This window comes from Anaerolineae bacterium (genome assembly GCA_013178015.1).
Taxonomy (GTDB): domain Bacteria; phylum Chloroflexota; class Anaerolineae; order DRVO01; family DRVO01; genus Ch71.
The window spans coordinates 1-19,655 of sequence record JABLXR010000003.1; the positions used below are offsets into that span (position 1 = coordinate 1).

20 protein-coding genes are annotated in these 19,655 nt (G+C 66.3%); all 20 read left to right on the top strand.

Annotation, left to right across the window (positions count from 1 at the left end; translation table 11 throughout):
- Positions 1-465: hypothetical protein (locus HPY83_01375; GenBank protein NPV06595.1), on the top strand; the 465-nt coding region annotated here is incomplete at its 5' end.
- A 118-nt stretch (positions 466-583) separates the two neighbouring features.
- Positions 584-2,320, top strand: coding sequence for a nucleoside kinase (locus tag HPY83_01380; GenBank protein NPV06596.1), 1,737 nt, complete (start codon positions 584-586; stop codon positions 2,318-2,320).
- 566 nt (positions 2,321-2,886) lie between these two features.
- Positions 2,887-3,972 carry a peptide chain release factor 1 gene (gene prfA, locus HPY83_01385; protein NPV06597.1) on the top strand — a complete coding sequence of 362 codons (1,086 nt, stop codon included), beginning with the start codon at positions 2,887-2,889 and terminating at the stop codon, positions 3,970-3,972.
- Positions 3,973-4,007: 35 nt separating this feature from the next.
- Positions 4,008-4,820 (top strand): peptide chain release factor N(5)-glutamine methyltransferase, encoded by an 813-nt coding sequence (gene prmC, locus HPY83_01390; GenBank protein NPV06598.1) that lies wholly within the window; start codon positions 4,008-4,010, stop codon positions 4,818-4,820.
- 5 nt (positions 4,821-4,825) lie between these two features.
- A complete protein-coding gene (locus HPY83_01395; GenBank protein ID NPV06599.1) occupies positions 4,826-5,464 on the top strand; it encodes a threonylcarbamoyl-AMP synthase in 639 nt (212 codons plus the stop codon).
- Between the two features lie 10 nt (positions 5,465-5,474).
- Positions 5,475-5,945 carry a ribose 5-phosphate isomerase B gene (gene rpiB / locus HPY83_01400; protein NPV06600.1) on the top strand — a complete coding sequence of 157 codons (471 nt, stop codon included), beginning with the start codon at positions 5,475-5,477 and terminating at the stop codon, positions 5,943-5,945.
- Positions 5,942-6,460, top strand: coding sequence for a hypothetical protein (locus HPY83_01405; protein NPV06601.1), 519 nt, complete (start codon positions 5,942-5,944; stop codon positions 6,458-6,460). The genes rpiB and HPY83_01405 overlap by 4 nt, the downstream gene beginning before the upstream one ends.
- A 7-nt stretch (positions 6,461-6,467) precedes the next feature.
- Positions 6,468-7,556: a glycosyltransferase family 4 protein gene (locus HPY83_01410; GenBank protein ID NPV06602.1), complete on the top strand. Its 1,089-nt coding sequence runs from the start codon at positions 6,468-6,470 to the stop codon at positions 7,554-7,556.
- A complete protein-coding gene (locus HPY83_01415) occupies positions 7,540-8,637 on the top strand; it encodes a glycosyltransferase family 9 protein (GenBank protein NPV06603.1) in 1,098 nt (365 codons plus the stop codon). Before HPY83_01410 ends, HPY83_01415 begins: the two co-directional genes overlap by 17 nt.
- On the top strand, positions 8,618-9,403 hold the full coding sequence (locus HPY83_01420) for a WecB/TagA/CpsF family glycosyltransferase (GenBank protein NPV06604.1): 786 nt from the start codon (positions 8,618-8,620) through the stop codon (positions 9,401-9,403). Before HPY83_01415 ends, HPY83_01420 begins: the two co-directional genes overlap by 20 nt.
- A 4-nt stretch (positions 9,404-9,407) precedes the next feature.
- Positions 9,408-10,415: a hypothetical protein gene (locus tag HPY83_01425; protein ID NPV06605.1), complete on the top strand. Its 1,008-nt coding sequence runs from the start codon at positions 9,408-9,410 to the stop codon at positions 10,413-10,415.
- A complete protein-coding gene (locus HPY83_01430) occupies positions 10,412-10,897 on the top strand; it encodes an adenylyltransferase/cytidyltransferase family protein (GenBank protein NPV06606.1) in 486 nt (161 codons plus the stop codon). The genes HPY83_01425 and HPY83_01430 overlap by 4 nt, the downstream gene beginning before the upstream one ends.
- On the top strand, positions 10,894-12,504 hold the full coding sequence (gene murJ / locus HPY83_01435; protein ID NPV06607.1) for a murein biosynthesis integral membrane protein MurJ: 1,611 nt from the start codon (positions 10,894-10,896) through the stop codon (positions 12,502-12,504). Before HPY83_01430 ends, murJ begins: the two co-directional genes overlap by 4 nt.
- 284 nt (positions 12,505-12,788) lie before the next feature.
- Positions 12,789-13,292, top strand: a complete 504-nt coding sequence (locus HPY83_01440; protein ID NPV06608.1) for a class D sortase — start codon at positions 12,789-12,791, stop codon at positions 13,290-13,292.
- A 16-nt stretch (positions 13,293-13,308) separates the two neighbouring features.
- Positions 13,309-13,539, top strand: coding sequence for a hypothetical protein (locus tag HPY83_01445; GenBank protein NPV06609.1), 231 nt, complete (start codon positions 13,309-13,311; stop codon positions 13,537-13,539).
- A 129-nt stretch (positions 13,540-13,668) separates the two neighbouring features.
- Positions 13,669-15,135: an RNA polymerase factor sigma-54 gene (gene rpoN, locus HPY83_01450; protein NPV06610.1), complete on the top strand. Its 1,467-nt coding sequence runs from the start codon at positions 13,669-13,671 to the stop codon at positions 15,133-15,135.
- A gap of 8 nt (positions 15,136-15,143) precedes the next feature.
- A complete protein-coding gene (locus HPY83_01455) occupies positions 15,144-17,498 on the top strand; it encodes a PAS domain S-box protein (protein ID NPV06611.1) in 2,355 nt (784 codons plus the stop codon).
- A 2-nt stretch (positions 17,499-17,500) separates the two neighbouring features.
- Positions 17,501-18,859, top strand: coding sequence for a sigma-54-dependent Fis family transcriptional regulator (locus HPY83_01460; protein NPV06612.1), 1,359 nt, complete (start codon positions 17,501-17,503; stop codon positions 18,857-18,859).
- A gap of 35 nt (positions 18,860-18,894) precedes the next feature.
- Positions 18,895-19,338: a response regulator gene (locus HPY83_01465; GenBank protein NPV06613.1), complete on the top strand. Its 444-nt coding sequence runs from the start codon at positions 18,895-18,897 to the stop codon at positions 19,336-19,338.
- On the top strand, positions 19,323-19,655 hold the full coding sequence (locus HPY83_01470; protein NPV06614.1) for a hypothetical protein: 333 nt from the start codon (positions 19,323-19,325) through the stop codon (positions 19,653-19,655). The genes HPY83_01465 and HPY83_01470 overlap by 16 nt, the downstream gene beginning before the upstream one ends.

Genomic DNA, 19,655 nt, shown 5'->3' on the forward strand with positions numbered 1-19,655 from the left:
CGGCCTCCTCACATATGGCTGGCCTACTCCGACGACCTCCTGCACTGGGAGGACCATCAGATCATCATCCGTACCCGCCCCGTCAAGTGGGACGCCTGGCGGATAGGCGCCGCCGGCGCCCCCATCTACACCGAGCAGGGGTGGGTGCTGATCTACCACGGGGTGGATGAGCGCCGGGTTTACAGGCTGGGTATTGCGGTGCTGGATCTTGAGGACCCCAGCCGGGTATTGGCGCACCAGGATGACCCCATTCTCGAACCGGTTGAGGGTTGGGAGCTGTACGGAGACGTACCCAACGTGGTCTTCAGCTGTGGCCAGGCCGACTGCGAGTCTGGTATGTACGTGTACTACGGCGCCGCGGACAGCGTCATTGGGGTCGCCAAGCTGGAACGAGAGCAGTTGGAGAGGCTCCTGGACTACGCCGGCGCCGAGAGGCGTGAGCTCGCCGCTGTAGCCGCTGGATGAGCCGCCGCCTCGGGGGCAAGGGCAGGGAGCATGACAGCAACGGTCGGGGGACGTAGGTTCGGGCTGCACTCATCCATTCCGTTCCTCTGTCGCGTCTAGCCGGTTCGTGCCCATCGACATGACTGCTACCAGCCTGGTCCGGCCATCTCTGCCCCGCGACGACATCCGGCTCACGTTCCCGGACGGCAGCGTCATGGCGGGCCCGAAGGATGCTACTCTGGAGGAGTACGTCCTAGCCTGGCAGGCGCAGACAGAGGCCGCCGAGCGAACCTTCACCGCCGTCCTGCTTGGCGACCAGCTCCGCAGCCTGAGCTTCGTCCCCTCAAGCGACGCCCACGTGACTCCTCTTGACCTGACTACGCCCTACGGAATGCGAGTGTACAAGCGCTCGCTCACGCTGACCCTGGTAGCTGCCGCTGAACACCTGTTTCCGGGCACCCGCCTCAACGTGGACCACTCCGTCACCGCCAACGGGTTCTACTGCACCGTGAGGGGACGAGAGCCCCTGACGGCCGCCGAACTGCGCGCCCTGGAAGAGGAGACCCGTAGGCTCGTCCGGGCCGATCTTCCCATTGTGTCGAGAGCCGTACCGCTCGCCGAGGCCATCGCCCTTTTCGACCGCCTGGGCTACGCCGATACTGCGGGGCTTCTCCGAACTTACCATGCCGCCACGGTGGAAGTTCACGAAGTGGATGGTGCCTATGGGGCGTTCCTGGGCACGCTCGTCCCTCGAACCGGATACCTGAGCCGATTCCGCTTGCAGAAAGAGGACGACGGCTTCCTTCTGCTGTTTCCCCTAATGGAAGACCCGGAGCGCTTCCCGGAGGACACGCACTTCCCCAAGCTGACGGCTCAGTTCCGTGTAGCCTCCCGCTGGCTCCGGGCCATCGGCGCAGAGGATGCCGGCTCGCTCAACCTGGCCATCGAGCGCCGTCGCTTCCGGGAGCTGGTCTTGGTGGCCGAGGCCCTCCATGAGCGGCGCATTGCCACTATCGCCGAGACCATCTCGTCGCTCGAAGACGTGCGCATTGTGTTTGTCGCTGGCCCTACCTCCTCGGGCAAGACGACCTGGGCTAAGCGACTAGGGATCCAGCTGGCCGCAAGCGGTATCCAATCCTTCGCCGTCGCCATGGACGACTACTTCGTCGAGCGCAGCGCCACCCCTCTGAGCGAAGACGGAACGTTCGACTTCGAGGCCTTCGATGCGGTGGACCACGACCTGTTCCAGCGGGACATGCTGAAGCTCCTGGCCGGAGAGCGAGTCCGAATGCCCCGGTACGACTTCGTGACGGGCATTCGAGTCCCCGGCCGCGAGGTAGCCTTGCCCAAGGGAACGGTGCTTATCGTCGAGGGTCTGCACGGCCTGAACCCCGGACTCTTGCCCCAAGCACCCCGAGAGGCCCTCTACCGGGTGTACGTGTCCTGCCTTACTCAGCTGAACCTAGACCACCACCACTACGTGCCTACCTCGGACGCCCGGCTGCTGCGAAGGCTAGTTCGGGATGCCAGGACCCGGGGCCATACCGCCGAGTCCACCGTATTGCGCTGGCAGTCCGTTCGCCGAGGGGAGAGGCGCTTCATCTTCCCCTACCAGGAGCAGGCCGACGTCTTCTTCAACTCTGCCCTGCCGTACGAAATAGCCGTGCTCAAGCCTCTGGCCGAGCCCCTGCTTCTGCCTTACGACCACGATTCGCCGGCTGCCTTGGAGGTGCGCCGGCTGCTGGACATGCTGGCCCTCTTCCTCCCCGCCGAGGCCAGCGCCGTGCCCGACAACTCGCTACTGCGCGAGTTCATCGGTGGCTCTATTATGGAGCACGTCCATCTGGCAGGATCGGACACCCTCCGAGATCTCTGAGAGCAGCCTGTTAGCGGCGTCGAACCCAGCTCACCTCCTCGCCTGCCCCCTCGCCTCGAGCGCATGCCCGCGAGGCCGAGCAGCAGAGCCTTTCTTGGGGCGTCTTGCCGTGACACCTCGGTGCCTGGGAGGCGGGCCGCGAGATGGCCGCCCCCGCTCAGGTCCTTCGATGCGCTCAGACTGCGAGAGCAAGCCCCGGCTGCGTTGCCGCTGCGCTCTCCCTGGAGGAGTGCGCACGCCCACGCGCGCGTGCCCCACATGTTGATCGCGCCTAGGTGCACCTTCCCTCCGAGCAGTGCGCACGCCCACGCGCGCTATGCCTCCGCCTGCCCGCTGCGCCCGGGGACGCTTGCTCCTCAAGGGGCAGCACAACCGCACCGCCTTGCCCTCGAGCCGGGCGAAGGGCCTGCCCTGGGAGCCCATGAGGGAATCGCTGCCCGGCTCCACCCCGTGCGACTGCCGCCTGCCCACTCTCATTCCCAACTGAGCCCCACGTTTTGCCGGTGCCTCTGCGGGACGCTATATTGAGTAGATGAGCCTCAACTTGAGCATTGGATCGGCATAGCATGTTAGACAAGCTGGCGGCGATCGAGCGCCGCTTCAATCAGATAGAGGCACGCTTGGCAGACCCTACAGTCGCCACCGACCCGACGGCGGTTAGGGAGCTGGCCCAGGAGCGAGCCGAACTCGAGCCAATCGTGGGCAGCTACCGGCGGCTCCTTGAAGTGGAAGCTCAGCTGGCCCAGGCAGAGCAGATGCTTGAGGACGAGGATCCTGAGATGCGAGCTTTGGCAGAGGCTGAAGTCGAGGACCTCGAGGCGACTCGCAAACGGCTGGAGCGGCAGCTCCAGGTGATGCTCCTCCCGCCCAATCCGTTGGACGAGAAGGACGTGATCCTAGAGATCCGCGCTGGTACCGGGGGCGATGAGGCGGCCCTGTTCGCAGCTGATCTGGCTCGCATGTATATGCGCTACGCTGAAGAGCGGGGCTGGGAGAGCGAAATCGTCAGCGCTAACGAGATCGGTATCGGTGGCTACCGGGAGATCGTCCTCACCATCCGCGGCAAGGGTGCCTACTCGCGCCTCAAGTACGAGAGCGGTGTCCACCGAGTTCAGCGCATCCCCCGCACTGAGTCTAGCGGCCGCATACACACATCCACCGCCACTGTGGCGGTGCTTCCCGAGCTAGAAGAGATCGAGCTCGACCTGGACCCCGACGACATCGAGATGGAAGTGTACCGCTCCTCGGGTCCGGGTGGGCAGCACATGCAGAAGAACGCTACCGCGGTACGCCTGATCCACAAGCCGACGGGCATGGTGGTGGCTTGCCAGAGCGAACGCTCACAAGCCCAGAACCGAGCCAGAGCCCTCGCTGTCCTCCGCTCTCGGCTCTATGCCGCGGAGGAAGAGAAGCGGTCCAGCGCCGTCGACGCCGAGCGACGGGCTCAGGTAGGAACCGCCGAGCGCAGCGAGAAGATCAGGACCTACAACTTCCCTCAGAGCCGGGTCACCGACCACCGGTTGGGAATGACCAGCCACCGACTCACCTACTTCCTCGACGGAGACCTGGACGAGTTCGTGGACGCTCTGTTGGAGCGGGAGGAGGAGCAGCGCCTCAAAGAGATCGCGTCCGGGCAGTCGGCTGCGGCCTGAGCATAGCAGAGCTCCTCCGGAGCGGCGCCCGCCGCTTGGCGCGAGCTCAGCCAGAGAGCCAGGCCCGCCTGGAGGCGGAGGTTCTACTGGCCCACGCCGTCGGCCATCCCCGTGCCTGGCTCTACGCTCGCCCCGAAGAGTGCCCTCAACAGGCCGAGGCTGAGCGCTACCTGCTACTCGTCGAGCGCCGCCTCCGGGGAGTGCCGCTGGAGTACCTTACCGGCCGAGCTTTCTTCCACGGCATCCAGCTCGAGGTGACGCCCGACGTGCTGGTGCCTCGCCCTGAGACAGAGCTGCTGGTCGGGGAAGCGATGGCTGCCCTACAGGGGGCACCGCAGCCCTGGTTGGCAGACGTCGGCACCGGATCGGGCGCGGTAGCCCTAGCTCTGGCTCATGCCCTGCCGGAGCTCAGGGCAGTGGGAACCGACATCTCGTTGGCGGCCCTACGGGTCGCGGCACGCAACGTGCAAGCCCTAGGTCTAGAGAGCCGAGTGTCACTGGTGAACTGCGACCTGCTGAGCGCCATCAGCTCCCGATTTGCTGTGGTTGTGGCCAATCTCCCGTACGTCTCCAGCGAAGACCTGACCGGCGCCTCTGCCGATGTGGTCCGTCACGAGCCCCGCCAAGCCCTGGACGGGGGCTCTGATGGGCTGAGCGTCGTGCGGCGGCTTCTGGCTCAGCTAGCCGACCATCTCCAGCCGAACGGCTTGGCTTTGCTGGAGATCGGCAGCGACCAGGGACGGGCGGCCACACAGGCAGCGCACGCGCTGTTGCCCGGCACCGACGTGGCCGTGATCCCGGACCAGTGGGGACGGGAGCGAGTCTTGCGGCTGAGGGTGCCAGGTTGAACGCCGTGGCAGTCGTGCTGCCGCCTTCAGAGGACAGCCTGCAGCTGGTCGTGCAGGCGCTCGCACGAGGCGAGTTGTGCATCATTCCGACCGATACCGTCTACGGTGTTGCCGCTCAGGTGGCACCGGATCCAGTAGCCCGGCTGTACCGAGTCAAGGGCCGCCCCGAGGGTCGCCCCATTCCGCTGCTTGTGTCCGACATCGAGGCCGCCAGGGCATTGGCAACCGAATGGACGTTCGAGGTCGACAAGTTGGCCCGCACTTTCTGGCCCGGAGCTCTGACTTTGGTGGTACCCGCTGTGCCCGGGCTCCCGCAGGAGGTTACGGCGGGCACGGGGACCGTGGGAGTGCGCTGGCCGGCCTGCCCCCTGGCCGAGAGCGTCATCGAGCGGTCCGGGGGAGTGCTGGCCGTCACCAGCGCCAACCGGTCTGGCGAGCCGCCGGCGGCCTCCGTTGAGGACGCCTTTCGCGCTCTAGGCACGTCAGTGCCCTACATCCTCGACGGCGGCAGCCTAGGAGGGGGGCTTCCCTCCACGGTAGTACGGGTGGTAGGGAAGGAAATCGAGGTCATCAGGGAGGGAGCCATCGCCCCCGAAGCGATTCGCCGGGCACTGGATTCCCTCCACCAGTCCGACCATCCATGAGGCTTGTTCAGTGAGAGTAGCGTTGGCTTCGGACCACGCCGGGGCAGCCCTCAAGGCTGACCTGGTAGACTATGTGGCTTCCCTCGGTCACGAGGCCGTGGACCTGGGGGCCGATGGTAGCTGTTCTGTGGACTACCCCGACTTCGCGCGCGCGGCCGCCGAGGGGGTGGCCGACGGTCGTTACCATCGGGCCATACTGGTGTGCGGCACGGGGCTGGGGATGAGTATAGCCGCAAACAAGGTGACCGGCATCCGGGCTGCACTCTGCCACGAGTGCTACTCCGCCCGCATGAGCCGCGAGCACAACGACGCCAACGTCCTGTGCCTCGGCCAGCGGGTCGTGGGCACGGGCCTGGCACGAGACGTGGCTCGGGTATTCCTGGAAACCGAGTTCTCGCAGGGGCCGAACCACAGGCGCCGGATCGAGCAGATCGCCGCCTACGAGACCGGAACCCGGTCGCCAGGCGGCAGCCGGCCATGAGATCGGAAAGCGCTATCGCTCCGGCCTCCGTGGTGATGCTATTGGGGCTCTGGCTCTCCGCCGAGGGCCTGTCACTGCCCTGGTTCGAGGGCGATAAGCTCTGGCCCCTCCTCATCGCCGCGGCCGGTGGTTGCTTCGTGCTCGGTTACCTATGTGGAGGCGGGGCGTGGCAGCTGTTCCTTGGCCTGCTGGCGTCGGGCAATGGCCTCGTTCTGTATGGCTTCACCGCAGGGGCCTACGGTTGGGAGAAGCTACCACAGCTCTGGCCGCTGTTCCTCGTAGTATCCGGGGCCGCCGGCCTTGCCTATCTGGTGGCTTCTCCCGATGCTCCCTGGCCCCTGCTGGTTCCTGCGCTAGGGACCCTTCTCAGCGGCACCACCGGCCTCCTCTATGGGCTGGGCCTTCTGTCTCTGGACCCGATCGCTCAACTTCGAATGCTCTGGCCCGCTTTGCTTGCCCTCACCGGGTTCCTCGGGTTCATTCAGGCTATCTGGCACGGGATCTCCGACCGCTGAGGCGACCATGCTCCTTGGCCTAGACGCCTCCCGCGCCGATCTGTCCCTGGCCGGCGTGGGACGTTACTCCGTCGAGATGATCCGGCACCTGATCGACTGCGAGAGGCATCGTTTCCGGCTTTATGCTAACGGGACGCCGCGCCCTTTCTGGTCCGTGCGTCCCCACGTTGAGTGGCGTGACCTGCCCTTTCCCCGGCTTTGGACTCACATCCGGCTCTCCGTCGAGATGGCCCGGCATGCTCCCGACGTCCTTTTCGTGCCAGCGCATGTCCTTCCTCTTGTGCGACCACCGCTCGCCACCGTGACCATACACGACCTGGGTTTCCTCCGCTTTCCCCACTGCCACCCTGGGCGCCAGCGGCTCTACCTGCGCCTCAGCACCATGTGGAACGTGCGCGTCGCCTCCGCCATCCTGGCGGACTCCTGCGCTACCCGAGCCGACCTGCAGAGCCTCTTGGGTGTGCCATCGCAGCGTGTCACGGTGGTCTACCCCGGTGTCTCGGAGGCTTTCTTTCCCCAGCCCGCACAAAAGGTTGCCCGGGTCACCGCTCGCCACCGCCTGCCATCGCAGTACCTGCTCTTCGTGGGCACCCTCCACCCCCGCAAAAACCTCCTCCGCCTGCTGGCAGCTCACGCCCAGGTGGGCCAGGCGCCTACCCTCGTCCTGGCTGGCAGACCAGGCTGGATGAGCGAGCCTATCCTGCGACGCGCCCGGTCGGCGGCCCCCCGCGTGCGCCTGCTGGGGCCAGTGGCAGAGGAAGACCTTCCCGCGCTCATGAGCGGAGCCACAGCGCTCATGCTGCCCTCGCTCTACGAGGGCTTTGGCATTCCTGTGCTCGAGGCCATGGCCTGTGGTACTCCGGTCATAGCCTCTGCCACCTCCTCCCTTCCGGAGGTAGTCGGCGACGCTGGCCTTCTCGTGGATCCCCTCTCCCCGGAGGACATCGCTTCTGCTATGCGAAGAGTGTGCCAGGAGCCGGAGTTGGTGCAGGACCTGCGCCAGCGGGGTCGTGCCCGCGCCCGCCAGTTCACCTGGAGGGCCGCAGCAGGCCAGGCACTCCGCACCATGGAGGACCTCAATGAGCGCCCCTCCTGAGCGCATCCTGGTGGTGAAGCTCGCCGATCTGGGCGACGCACTGACCGCCACGCCAGCCCTCCGGGCACTGCGCGAGACCTACCCTCAGGCTCGGGTGGACGTGCTCACCTCCCCGGCCGGAGCTGTGGTGTTGGGCAACCTGCCCGGCGTGGCTCACATCATCGAAGCAGATCGCCATCTCCTCGACTCTCCCGCCGCCTGGGTTCGCCCGCGCACGTGGCAACGCGTAGCAGCGCTGGCCCGGGGCCTTAGCCGGGCGGACTACGACTGTCTTCTGCTCATGCATCACCTCTCGAGCACAGTGGGGGCGCTCAAGTGGCGCGTTCTGGTGGCAGCCGTCGCCGGAGCTCGGAGCGTCGGCCTGGACAACGGCCGCGGGCGGTTCCTCGATGTCCGGGTCGAGGATCGGGGCTTTGCAGCGTTACACGAAGTTGAGTACGGGCTCCAGTTGGCCGCGGCCGTGGGCGCTTCCTGCAGCGACCATTCGCTCCAGTTGCAGCTCCCCCAGGACGCAAGCGAGCGGGCGGACGCGCTCTTGGCGCCAATCAAGGGCTACCGCTACGTGACCATTCACCCCGGATCGGGCGACTACAGCCCGGCACGCCGATGGTTTCCCGAGCGTTTCGCTGCGGTCGCGGACGAGCTGTCCAGCCACCTCGGCCTAGCAGTTGTGCTGGTCGGCGGGCCCCGAGACGATGTCGAGTCGGTACGAGCGCTCATGAGCGAGCCCTCGCTTGATCTCTCCCGGCGCACCGACATCCCCACTCTGGCCGCCATTCTGAGCCGAAGTGCGCTGTTCCTGGGCGGTGACAGCGGGGTAATGCATCTGGCCACCGCTGCCGGGGCCCCTGTTCTGGCGCTCTTCGGCCCCACCGACGCGCGGGCATGGGGTCCCTGGCGTCCCCCTATGCCCGGAGCTGCTCCGGTGTCCGTGTTGCAGGGGGTCTGCCCTTGGCGCGGTCCGTGCCTCTATGTGGGACACTCCGTGGGCCGCCGACATGGTTGCCCCACCCGAGACTGCCTCCGTTCCATCCAGGTCCAGGACGTATTGGAGCGGGCCGATGCTATCGTTCACCGTTGACGCACCGCCGGGCAGCCTTCGCGTCCTCGGGGTCAGGGTAGACGCAGTGACCTACCGAGACGTCCTGGAGCGGGCAGCAGCCATCTTCGGCGGAGCTGGGGCCAGACAGATCGTTACCCTGAACCCCGAGATGCTGCTTCAAGCCCTGCGGGACGCCGATCTGGCGAGCGCTATAGACTCCGCCGAACTGGTGGTTCCGGATGGTGTGGGCCTTCTCCTGGCCGGACGCCTACTGGGCCGGCCGTTGCCAGGGCGAGTCACCGGAGTGGATCTAGTACCGCGCCTATGCCAACTGGCTGCTGAGCGTGGGTGGAGCGTCTACTTCCTGGGAGCCGCCCCGGGCGTGGCGGAGCTCTGTGCCACAGTCCTCCGCTCACGCCTTCCCGCGCTGCGTGTGGCGGGCTGCTACTCCGGTTCGCCAGCGCTCGAGGAGCAGGACGCCATTCTGGCTCGATTGGCGGAGGCGCGCCCCGACCTTCTCCTGGTAGCCTACGGCGTCCCCGCCGAGGAGAAGTGGATTGCCCGCAACCTGGACCGACTGCCAGCGCGTCTGGCAATGGGGGTGGGGGGTGCCTTCGACTTCATCGCTGGAGTGGTGCCTCGGGCACCGGTTTGGATGCGGCGCTGGGGACTGGAATGGCTCTACCGTCTCTATCGCCAGCCCTGGCGTTGGCGAAGGATGCTGGCCCTACCGGTCTTTCTCCTCCGGGTCCTTGCCGAGGCCGCACGCACTCAGCTAACATGCCGGCACCGGGGTGGAGGGTGAGATAGTGGGGCTGGCTACGCGAGACGAGGTCTTGCCCCGGCTGCGCGAGGCGGCCGGGCACCGCATTCTGGTCGTCGGAGACGTGGTGCTGGACCGTTACGTCATTGGTTGTGCCAGCCGGCTCTCTCGCGAGGCCCCAGTTCCCGTGCTGGTACACGAAGAGTCCTTCTCCCTGCCAGGATCCGCCGCCAACCCCGCCCTCAATATACGTGCCCTGCAGAGCCAGGCGGTGCAGGTGGCGGTCATCGGCGACGATGACGCCGGCAGTGAGCTGCTAGGTCTTCTAGAGAGCGCCGGAGTCGAAGCCAGCAGCGTGCTGCGAGTACAGGGCCGCCGCACCACTGTCAAGCAGCGCATCCTCGCCCGCGCCTCCCTACTCTACCCGCAACAGATGGCAAGGGTGGACTACCTGGAATCCCGCCCCATCCCTGCTCCCGTCCTGGATCGGCTGGCCGAGGAGGTGACGGCCCGGTCCACGGAGGTGGAGGCCATACTGATCTCCGACTACCAGGGTGGTACTGTCGGCGAGGCCGTCCTGGCCGCCTGCCTGCGCGCCCGCAGCGAGAGCGGCCTGCCCCTCTGCGTGGACGCGCAGGACAACCTGTGGCGATACCGGGGTGTCACTCTGGTGAAGTGCAATCGGGACGAGGCCTCGCGGGCTCTGGGGCAGTCCCTCACCGACGAGGCCGGATTTCGCGACGCCACTGCCAGGATAATGGACCGCATCGAAGCGGACGTGGTCGCCATCACCCGCGGCGGCGACGGCATGTCCCTACGCGATGCCAGGGGCGGGTACTACCATCTCCCGGCGCCCAACCGCAGCGATGTGTACGACGTGGTCGGCGCCGGCGACACCGTCATAGCGATCATGACGCTCGGAGTGGTAGCCGGATGGCCCCCTCGCCTCGCTGCCACGGTGGCCCAGTTGGGCTCTGGTATCGTGATCCAGCGCCTGGGCAATGCCACGCCCTCCTACGAGGAACTCGAGGAGGCTGCCAACCGATGGCTATGAACCCTGCTCCACTGCTCAGCTTGGGCGAGGCAGCCGACCTGGCCCGGTCGCTCCGCGCCTCGGGCCAGACAATTGTGCTCACCAACGGGCACTTCGACTTGCTCCATCTGGGTCATGTGCTCTACCTCGAGGCTGCTCGCTCCATGGGCGAGGCTCTCTTCGTGGGCGTGAACGACGACGCCACCACAGCCGCACTCAAGGGCCGGGGCCGGCCCCTAGTGCCGGCGCAGGACCGGGCCGCCTTGCTCACCCACCTCAGGTGGGTGGACTGTGTAGTCATCTTCTCCGACCCCACCGCCGATGCCCTGCTGGAGCGCATTCGTCCGCACATCTACGTCAAGGGCAGCGACTACAACCTGGCGTCTCTGCCTGAGGCAGGCACCGCTCGCGCCATCGGCGCGGAGATCCGCTTCGTGCCGCTTGTCCCCGGTCGCTCCACTAGCAGCCTGCTCCAACGGATTCTGGAACACTGCCGCGGATGAGCGCCGAGCCCGCCCCCGCCCTCCCCCCAGTGGATCGCAGGGGCATCGCCGGGGCGGCTGCCCTCCTCTCGGTGGGCAACGTTTCCAGCCGCTTGCTGGGCCTCGCCCGCGAGACCTTCATCGCCAACCTGTTCGGGGCCGAGGGTCCGGTCAGCGCCTTCCGCGTGGCCAGCCGGACCTATAACCTCCTGTACGAGCTGATGGTAGGGGGTATCGTCGCGTCGGCCCTGGTGCCCGTGCTCAGCGAGTACGCCGAGCGAGACCGCCTTGAGTTTCGACGAGTCCTCACTTCGCTATCCGCGGCCCTCACCGTGATGGTGGGCATCTGCGTGGTGGCGCTGGAGCTCGCCGCCCCGGCAGTCACGCAGATCATGGGCACTGGATACGGGCCGGAACTGCAGAGCCTGATCATCGCGATGCTTCGCCTCGTCCTGCCAGCCGTCCTGCTCACCAGCCTGGCTGGGCTGCTTTCTGCTGCCCTCTACTCGCTCAAGCGATTCCTCTTCCCCTCTTTCATGGCCGCTCTGTTCAACCTGTCGCTGATCGGCTGTGGAGCTCTGCTGGCCCGACAGTATCACGTCCGGGCCTTGGCGCTAGGAGTCCTGGTCGGGGCGGCCGCGCAACTGGCTCTGCAGTTGGCTGGCGTATGGCGGGCCGGCATCCGGCCCACCCGCTGCCTCTATCACCCGGCCCTGAAGCGAATCGCGATCCTGGCACTGCCGGTGCTGGGAAGCTTGCTGGTGGGCCAGGCTCAGGTAGTGATTGACACCAATCTGGCTTCGCGCACCGGCGATCAGTCGGTGGCCTGGATGGCCAATGCTACTACGCTCATCCAGTTCCCCCTGGGGCTGGTCGCCATGGCCGTGTCGGTCGCCAGCCTGCCCGAGCTCTCTCGCCTGGCAGCTCTAGCCGACGGCCGGGCGCCGTTCGCCGCCACTCTTTCCTTCGCCCTGCGGCTCGTGGTGATCCTTATGTTGCCTGCCACGGCCGCGCTGGCGGCCCTGGGGCTCCCTGTCATCCGGCTGCTGTTCGAGCACGGCAGCTTCACTCCCCGCGACGCCGCCGCCGTCCACGGGGCCCTGGGCCTCTATCTGCTGGGGCTGCCGGCGGCGGCAGTGGACCAGGTCTTCATACTGGCCTTCTATGCCAGGGGCGACACCTGGCGACCGGCCGCGGTGGGGGTGGCCGCAGTCGGCATCTATCTTGCAGTCGCTCTCGCCACTATGCGAGACATGGGGATGCTCGGCCTGGTGCTGGCCAACTCCTGCCAGTGGGTCACCCACGCCGGGCTTATGGCTTGGTTGACACACCACAGGATCGCTCCTCTTCGGGGCCATGGCCTGGGAAGGGCTGCAGCACAGGCTGGCCTGGGATCAGCGCTGGCGGCGCTGGCCATGGCTGCCGCTTTGCGAGCGACGGAGCACTTGGTTCCCCTGTCTCTAGCGGGCGAGATCACCTCCGTCCTGGTGCCCGGGCTAGCCGGGGTGGCAGTCTATGTCGCCACCCTGCGTGCCGGTAGAAGCCCGGAGTACACCGCGCTCGCTGCCCTCATCCAGGGCCGACTGCGCCGTATCTGGGGCACCGGACAGACCGAGGTCGGCCGATGACCGCGCGCCGATGGGCAGGAGGCGTCGCTGGCTCGACCGGGTCGTCCCCGATCCGGCACACGTCGCCCACGACGCCCTTTCGGCCGCTCCAGGCCAGGCCCCTGAACAGGCGGAGCCGGCGCATCACCGCGGGCAGGTTGGGCAATCTGGTCCTCCTACTGGTGGAGCTGACCGCCATCGCCGGGCTGGCGTGGTGGGGCATTCGAGCCGTGGCGGAGTGGCGGGCACTCGCTGAGCCCCAGCCCCTGTCCGCAGCCGAGAACGCCGCGAACGCGCTGGCGTCAATGGGGTCCGGCGTGCTGCCCGGCGGGCATGCCGCCCCCAGCTCAGCTGAAGTCCCCGCTCATCTCCGCTCTCTCATCAAGCCCGTCCCTGGCATGGTCCTCCCGACACCGGGACCGGGCCGACCCTCTCGGATAGTCATTGACAAGCTCGGGGTGGATGCCCCCGTCGTTGCCGGCGACGGCCCCGAGCAGCTGAAGATGGGAGTCGGCCACCGTCTGGGAACCGCCGGGCCGGGCCAGCCCGGAAACATGGTACTCTCGGGCCACAACGACATCTACGGAGAAGTCTTTCGCCACCTGGACCGGCTGGCCGAAGGCGACCGGATCACGATATACTCTGATGGTGAGCCGTTCACCTACGTGGTGAAACGCAAGCTCATCGTCGAGCCCACGGACCTATCGGTCCTGGAGCCCACCCAAGAGCCGGTCGCCACGCTGATCAGCTGCTACCCCTACCTAGTGGATAGCCATCGGATCGTGATCGTGGCGGAGCTGGCTCAGTGAGCACCGAGGAGTTCCATTGGCCAGAAGGAAGACTCACCGGCAGCGACGTCCACCCGCGCCTCGTTCCCGGCGCCCCGCGGGTCCGGCCCCATCTCATAGCCCGCCGGACTCAGGCGGGACGAGCCAGCCGTCCTCCGCCGATCTGCGTCAGGAGTATCACTACGTCATTACCGACCTGAAGAGGATCGGCCTGACCGCGGCTGCCATGTTTGCCCTGCTGGCGGTTCTGGCCCTTACCCTGACCTAGCTGCAAGTACCGCCGTCCTCCGTCGCCGAAGCGGTTGACGTTGGCACGGATCCTGCAATACTGTCTCGCGCGACCCGATTATGTCATTGCGTAGCGCGAGTGCAGCGTGCAGTAAGTCCGGAGGCGTCAATGTACTTTCAGACGACGGTGGATGTTCAGCCCTCCATCACGCCCCAGGCGATCATCGCCAACACCCTGCTACAGATGTCGGCGGCTGAGTTGGAGCAGGCGGTGAGCGAGGCGCTGGCAGAGAACCCCGCCCTGGAGATGCCATCTCCCATCGTCTGCCCTCGCTGTGGCTCTCCCCTCGCCAACGGGACCTGCCCTCTCTGCACTGCTCACGGCCGTAATGCCACCATCCGGCGCGATGACGAGGGGTGGTGGAATGAGGACTCGCGCTGGCAGACGCGCAATGTCCCCATCGGGGAAGAGGAGGATTTCGACCCCCTCGCCCTGGTCGCCGCCGAGACCACTTTGGCGGACCATCTGCAGCTCCAGGTGGCGCCCCTGTTGGAGCCCGGCGAGGAAGAGGTAGCCACTTTCATCATAGACTCGCTGGACGAGCGCGGGTACTTTACCCTCTCCCTGGAGGAAACTGCCCATCACCTCGGCTGCGACACCGACCTGGTGGAGCGAGTCCTGGCCAAGATCCAGTCACTCGACCCGCCCGGGGTGGGCGCCCGGTCCGTCCAGGAGTGCCTACTGATCCAGCTGGCCCAGCTGGAGAACCCGAACGGGCATGCCGCCAAAGCTCGCCGAATGATCTCTGAGTGCTGGGATTCCCTTTCACGTCTCAGCCTGGACGCCATCGCCCGGCAGCTTAAGTACAGCGAGTCAGAGATCTCGGAGGCTATCGAGTTCATCGGCCGCAACCTGAATCCCTTCCCCGCCAATGCCAACTGGAGCGGTCCGGGACCGCGCCACGACTCGACAGCCGTGCGGCCTGATATCATCGTCCGTCGCAGGCCCTCCGATGGAACCTACGAGATCGAGATACCCGATAGCCGCAAGTACAGACTTCGGGTGAATGGACTGTACCAGCAGATGGCTCGCGACCTTCGGGCCGGGAATTGCCGGGCCACCTTTGGCGAAGCCGAGCACCTGCGAGAACACCTGGCCCAGGCCAGGCTGTTCATCAACTGCGTCCGTCAGCGATGGCAGACGCTGGAGCGCATCGCCCTCGTCTTGGTAGACCTTCAGGAGGACTTCCTGGAGAAGGGCTATCGGTACCTGAAGCCATTGACGCGCTCGGAACTGGCGGATATAGTCGGGGTACACGAGTCCACGGTAGGCAGGGCGGTGGCCAACAAGAGTATCATGCTCCCCAACGGCCGTATCATCCCCCTGTCGGATATGTTTGACGGTTCCCTGGCGGTGAAGTGCGTCATCGAGGAGATAGTGCTCCAGGAGAGCGAGCCTCTCAGCGATCAGAGGATAGCCGACCTGCTGCAGCAGCGTGGCTACGACATCGCCCGGCGCACGGTGGCGAAATACCGGGACGCCGTCGGCATTCCTCCGGCGAGGGTACGGTCCGCGCTCAGGACGCGAGCCTGGCGGCCTCTCTGGGTGCCGCCGGAGCACGCCCAGGCGTTCTGAACCGCTCCATGGCGAGGGGCTTACTCGCTTCTGGCACTGTCCTGCTCGTGCTGGCGCTGCTGGGCTTAGGCTACCTGGCCCAGGGCAATAGCGTCATGGTCGCCCCCGTCGGCGACCCCAACTGGGGGCACAATCCGCTCACCGTCGCTGTCGGGCTACAGGCTGTGCCTCTATTCTACCAGGCTGAGGGTAAGCCCGCTGGTCTCCTGGACGACCTCTTCCGTCAGGCGCCTCTGGGAGAGCGTTCCTGGCTCCCCACAGCAGTCTCGGAGAGAGATGCCGTGGCCGCCGTAAACGCTGGTGCCGCTGATCTCGCCCTCCTCGCCATCACGCGCGGCAGCCCGGCTTCCGGCCTGGGCACTTCGGGCCCCTTGCTCAGCCACCCGGCTTCGCTGCTTGCCCCGGCACCCCCGCTGCCTCCCCAGGCCCTTCAGGGCCAGAGGGTAGCCTGGTCCGGCCCTGAGGGGCTAACCCACGCCCTGCTCCGGCTAGGGGCAGAGCCCGTTGGCACCACGTCAGTGGCCGATTGCCTGACCCGGGCTCTGGACGGTGGTGTCGTGGCCTGTGCCGTCGACGAGCTTGTGGGCGCAGCGAGCGTCCGTCAGCTCGGCCTAGGAAGCCAGTTAGCTATCGTCGGCGATCCGATCGCCACCATAGACTACGTGCTGGCTTGGCGCCCGGGCGATCGGGCAGCCCCCGGCATCGTAAGCCGCTGGATAGGCCAGGTCACCGCCAACGGCCTGCTCGAGAGCCTGCGTCGGCGCTGGTTGGGCATGTCACCCGCGGGTGTGGAGCGCGCCGGCCCGAGCGACACCGTCGTGGGGTTGGTAGTGGCCCTGGCGGCCACGGGCGGAACCTCCCTCATTCTCGGTGCTTCCAATCTGGCCCTACGGCGGAGGGTCCGAGAGGAGCGAGGACCGGGCAGCCAGGCCCAAGGAATACATGCTGCCCTCATCGAGCAGTCCGAGGACGCCATGTTCGTGCTCGACGCGGGGCAGCTGGGAATCCTGGATGCCAACCCTCGGGCATACGCCCTCACCGGGTACGGGCCCGGCGAGCTCGTGGGCATGCGGTTTCAGCAGTTGGTCCCGTCGCGACACCGGCGCCTGCTGCGCCAAGCGTTCCTGGAGGACGAGGCTGGCGGCGCGCTGCCTGACGTGCCCCTGGTCCACCGCGACGGGACTGTGGCCACCGTCAGCATTCGCAGCCGAATGGTAGAAACCGATGCCGGACCGGTTCGCCTCTGTGTAGTCCGAGATGTGACGGAGCAGAGACTCATGCAGCGGGAGATCAGGCGGCTCTCGGAGTTCGCCGAGCGCGTCCTCGACAGCATACCGGATGCGGTGGTGACCGTGAATGCCGCCGGATACGTGACTTCCGCCAACCGCGCTTTCATCGCTAGCTTGGGCCTGCAGGAGGCGCCGGAGGGGCGGCACATTGATCGGGTCGTACCCTGCCATGGTTTCCGCCTCAGCCAGCTAGTGAACGCCGTAGCCGAGGGCGAGAGCCGCGAACCCGAACCTGTCACCGTCGGGCGCGAGGACGGGCGCGATCTGGCGTACTCCGTTACTGCCGCGCCGATGGAGGAGGACGGCCAAGTGTCGGGCGTGGTCCTGGTGCTGAGCCAGCCAGCGGAGCAGAGTGGCTCCAGCGCCGAATACCAGCGTCTGGCCATGCTCAGTACCCTGGGCCAGGTGTCAGGCGTGCTGGCCCATGACATACGCAACCGCGTCACCGGCGTGCACGTCGGGGTTCAGTATCTGGCCGAGAAGTTCCCCCAGGACGACCCGCGCCGGCGCTCCATGGAGTTCATCCGAGCCGAGACAGAGCGCGTCATGGAGGTCGTAGACGACATACTGATGCTCATCCGACCCGGCAAGGTCGAGAGGCACTCCTGCCGCGTGAGTGACATCCTGGACCGGGTCATCCGCGCCCATGCCCCTCTCAGCCAGGCCAGTAAGGTCCAAGTTACCGCCAGCATGCCGGCCTCGCTCCCCCAGATCAACGGAGATCCGGTGCAGCTGGAGAGAGCGCTGGGGAATCTGGTGAAGAACGGCATAGAGGCTGCGCCCGAGGGAGGACGAGTGCGCATATCGGTCCAGGCTGCACTGTCGCAGTCCAACGGCCAGCCCACTTCCCAGGTGCGTATAAGCATTAGCGACAATGGCCCCGGCATCCCGCCCAACATCCGAGCCAAGCTGTTCCAGCCGTTCGTGAGTGAGAAGCTGGAGGGCACCGGGCTAGGCCTATCCGTGGCCAAGAGGATCATTGACGAGCACGGCGGTTGCATAGAGGTGGACACCAGCCCGAACCAGGGCACAACCTTCACCGTAGTCTTGCCCGCCGTCACAGAGCGAGGATAGTCATGCCTGGTAGCATACTGATAGTGGAGGACGAGCCAGCCACCCGCTTCTTCCTGTCTCAGGCTCTCCTGGACGAGGGTCACGACGTGCATGAAGCCGGGACCGCCGGCGAAGCCCTTGACCGCCTGAACCAGCTGCCAGTGGATCTGGTGATTCTGGACCTGCGCCTCCCGGATCGCTCCGGCATGGAGCTGCTCCCGGAGATCATGGCTCACGACCCCGACCTGCCGGTGATATTCCTCACCGCCCACGGTAGCGTGCAGGAAGCGGTTCAGGCGATGAAGCTGCGCGCCTGCGACTTCATCTCCAAGCCCCCGGATCTGCCCACCTTGAAGCGCACCATTGCCCACCTGCTCCGCAACACCCAGTTGCAGAGAGAGGTGGAGCGATTGCGATCCAGTCCCTCCGACTCCGCCCATCCCTTCGTCACGGGCAAGACCCGGCCCATGATCCGCATTCTGGACATGGTCGAGCGGGTAGCCCCTACGTCGACCAGCGTTCTCATCTGTGGCGAGAACGGGACCGGAAAGGAGCGCATAGCCAACCTTATCCACGCACGAAGCCCACGGGCCGGTAAGCCCTTCGTGCCCATCAACTGCGCCGCCATCCCGGAGAATCTCTTGGAGAGCGAGCTTTTCGGTAGCGTCAGGGGCGCGTTCACCAATGCCACCGCGCGCAAGGGCCTCATCGAACAGGCCCACGGGGGCACCTTGTTCCTCGATGAGATCAGCGCCATGAAGCCCGACATGCAAGTCAAGCTTCTGCGAGTTCTCGAGGACAGGACGGTCCGGCGCCTGGGCGCGACAAGCGACATCAACGTCGATGTCCGCATCATCGCTGCCTCCAATCGGGACCTCAAGGCTATGATCGAACAGCGGACCTTTCGAGAGGATCTGTACTATCGGCTGGCCGTGTTCACCATCGTCCTGCCGCCCCTCCGCGAGCGCGTGGAAGACATCCCCGATATCGCCGCCGCCTACATTGACTACTTCAACCGACAGACAGGCCGCTTCGTGCAGGGGCTCACGCCGGAGGCGCTCGCCTGCCTGGAGGCGCACTCCTGGCCTGGCAACATCCGCGAGCTTCGCAACGTGATAGAGCGAGCCGTGATCCTGGCTGAGGGCGATGAGATAGGCCTGGAGCATCTACCGCCGGAGGTAACCAGGCTCAGCCTCGCTGCAACTAGGAGAGACCGCAGCAGCTCAGGCAAGAGCGAGCCTCTAGCTGGCTCGCTGTGGGACGTGGAGCGGCGGCTCATTGCGGAAGCCATGGAGCGCTGTGGCGGCGATCGCGCCGCAGCGGCCCGGGCCCTGGGCATCACCGAAGACGAGCTCTGTCGCCGGATGACCACCCAGTACTGACCTCTGCCTGGCATACGAATTGCAGTAGCCCTCGGGTGACGCCGCCTGGCACCCACATCATCGCCCGAGGGTTGGCTGCACTCATGGCCCCACAGCGCATTCTCCTGGTTGACGACCAGCCCAGTATCCTGCACTTCCTACGTTGCGGCCTGGAGGAGCACTGGCCCGCTTGCCTTGTCGACGTGGCCGGCAGCGCCGAGCAAGCGCAGCCACTCCTCGCTAGCCAGACCTACGATGCCATCGTTACCGACTATCACCTCGGCGATGGGGACGGCGTGCAGTTGGCCCGCCTGGCCAAACAGTACTTGCCCCGGGTCTCCATCGTCTTGGTCAGCGCATCCAGACACACCCTCGCAGCGGCCGAGGCCGACGCCCGCCGGGCCGGAGTTGGCCTCCTGCTAGCCAAGCCCTTCGACCTCAGCCAGCTCGTGCGTGCGCTGGAATGCCCCGCCTCGGTCACCCAATGCCATTCGCGATAGACGCTACCACGCTCCAGTTCGCCATGGGCGTAACCCTCTTCCTCCTGGGTGTAATCTGCCTCATCGCTGGTCTCCGGCTAATCACCACCAGGGAGTACAGAGAGGGCATGAAGGAGTTGGTGGCCCAGTCAGCCAGGGTTGGGCGACGAGGCGTCACTGAGCACAGTGTGGCGCCTGTGATAGACGCCACCTCGCGCCTGATAGAGTCGGTGGCCTCACTGGTGCGCACCGCCTTCGGAATGGGCGCCTTCCTCTGCCTGCTCGGGCTGGCCCTCTGCTGCTTCGGCGTCTGGATTACCGGACTAACGTCAATCTGA

Bases quoted from the DNA above. Each gene is read 5' to 3' on its own strand.
- murJ (NPV06607.1), top strand. From the start codon at position 10,894: ATGAGCGCCGAGCCCGCCCCCGCCCTCCCCCCAGTGGATCGCAGGGGC.
- prfA (NPV06597.1), top strand. From the start codon at position 2,887: ATGTTAGACAAGCTGGCGGCGATCGAGCGCCGCTTCAATCAGATAGAG.
- HPY83_01430 (NPV06606.1), top strand. From the start codon at position 10,412: ATGAACCCTGCTCCACTGCTCAGCTTGGGCGAGGCAGCCGACCTGGCC.
- HPY83_01405 (NPV06601.1), top strand. From the start codon at position 5,942: ATGAGATCGGAAAGCGCTATCGCTCCGGCCTCCGTGGTGATGCTATTG.
- HPY83_01470 (NPV06614.1), top strand. From the start codon at position 19,323: ATGCCATTCGCGATAGACGCTACCACGCTCCAGTTCGCCATGGGCGTA.
- HPY83_01415 (NPV06603.1), top strand. From the start codon at position 7,540: ATGAGCGCCCCTCCTGAGCGCATCCTGGTGGTGAAGCTCGCCGATCTG.
- rpoN (NPV06610.1), top strand. From the start codon at position 13,669: ATGTACTTTCAGACGACGGTGGATGTTCAGCCCTCCATCACGCCCCAG.
- HPY83_01380 (NPV06596.1), top strand. From the start codon at position 584: ATGACTGCTACCAGCCTGGTCCGGCCATCTCTGCCCCGCGACGACATC.
- HPY83_01420 (NPV06604.1), top strand. From the start codon at position 8,618: ATGCTATCGTTCACCGTTGACGCACCGCCGGGCAGCCTTCGCGTCCTC.
- HPY83_01455 (NPV06611.1), top strand. From the start codon at position 15,144: ATGGCGAGGGGCTTACTCGCTTCTGGCACTGTCCTGCTCGTGCTGGCG.
- HPY83_01460 (NPV06612.1), top strand. From the start codon at position 17,501: ATGCCTGGTAGCATACTGATAGTGGAGGACGAGCCAGCCACCCGCTTC.
- HPY83_01410 (NPV06602.1), top strand. From the start codon at position 6,468: ATGCTCCTTGGCCTAGACGCCTCCCGCGCCGATCTGTCCCTGGCCGGC.
- HPY83_01440 (NPV06608.1), top strand. From the start codon at position 12,789: ATGGGGTCCGGCGTGCTGCCCGGCGGGCATGCCGCCCCCAGCTCAGCT.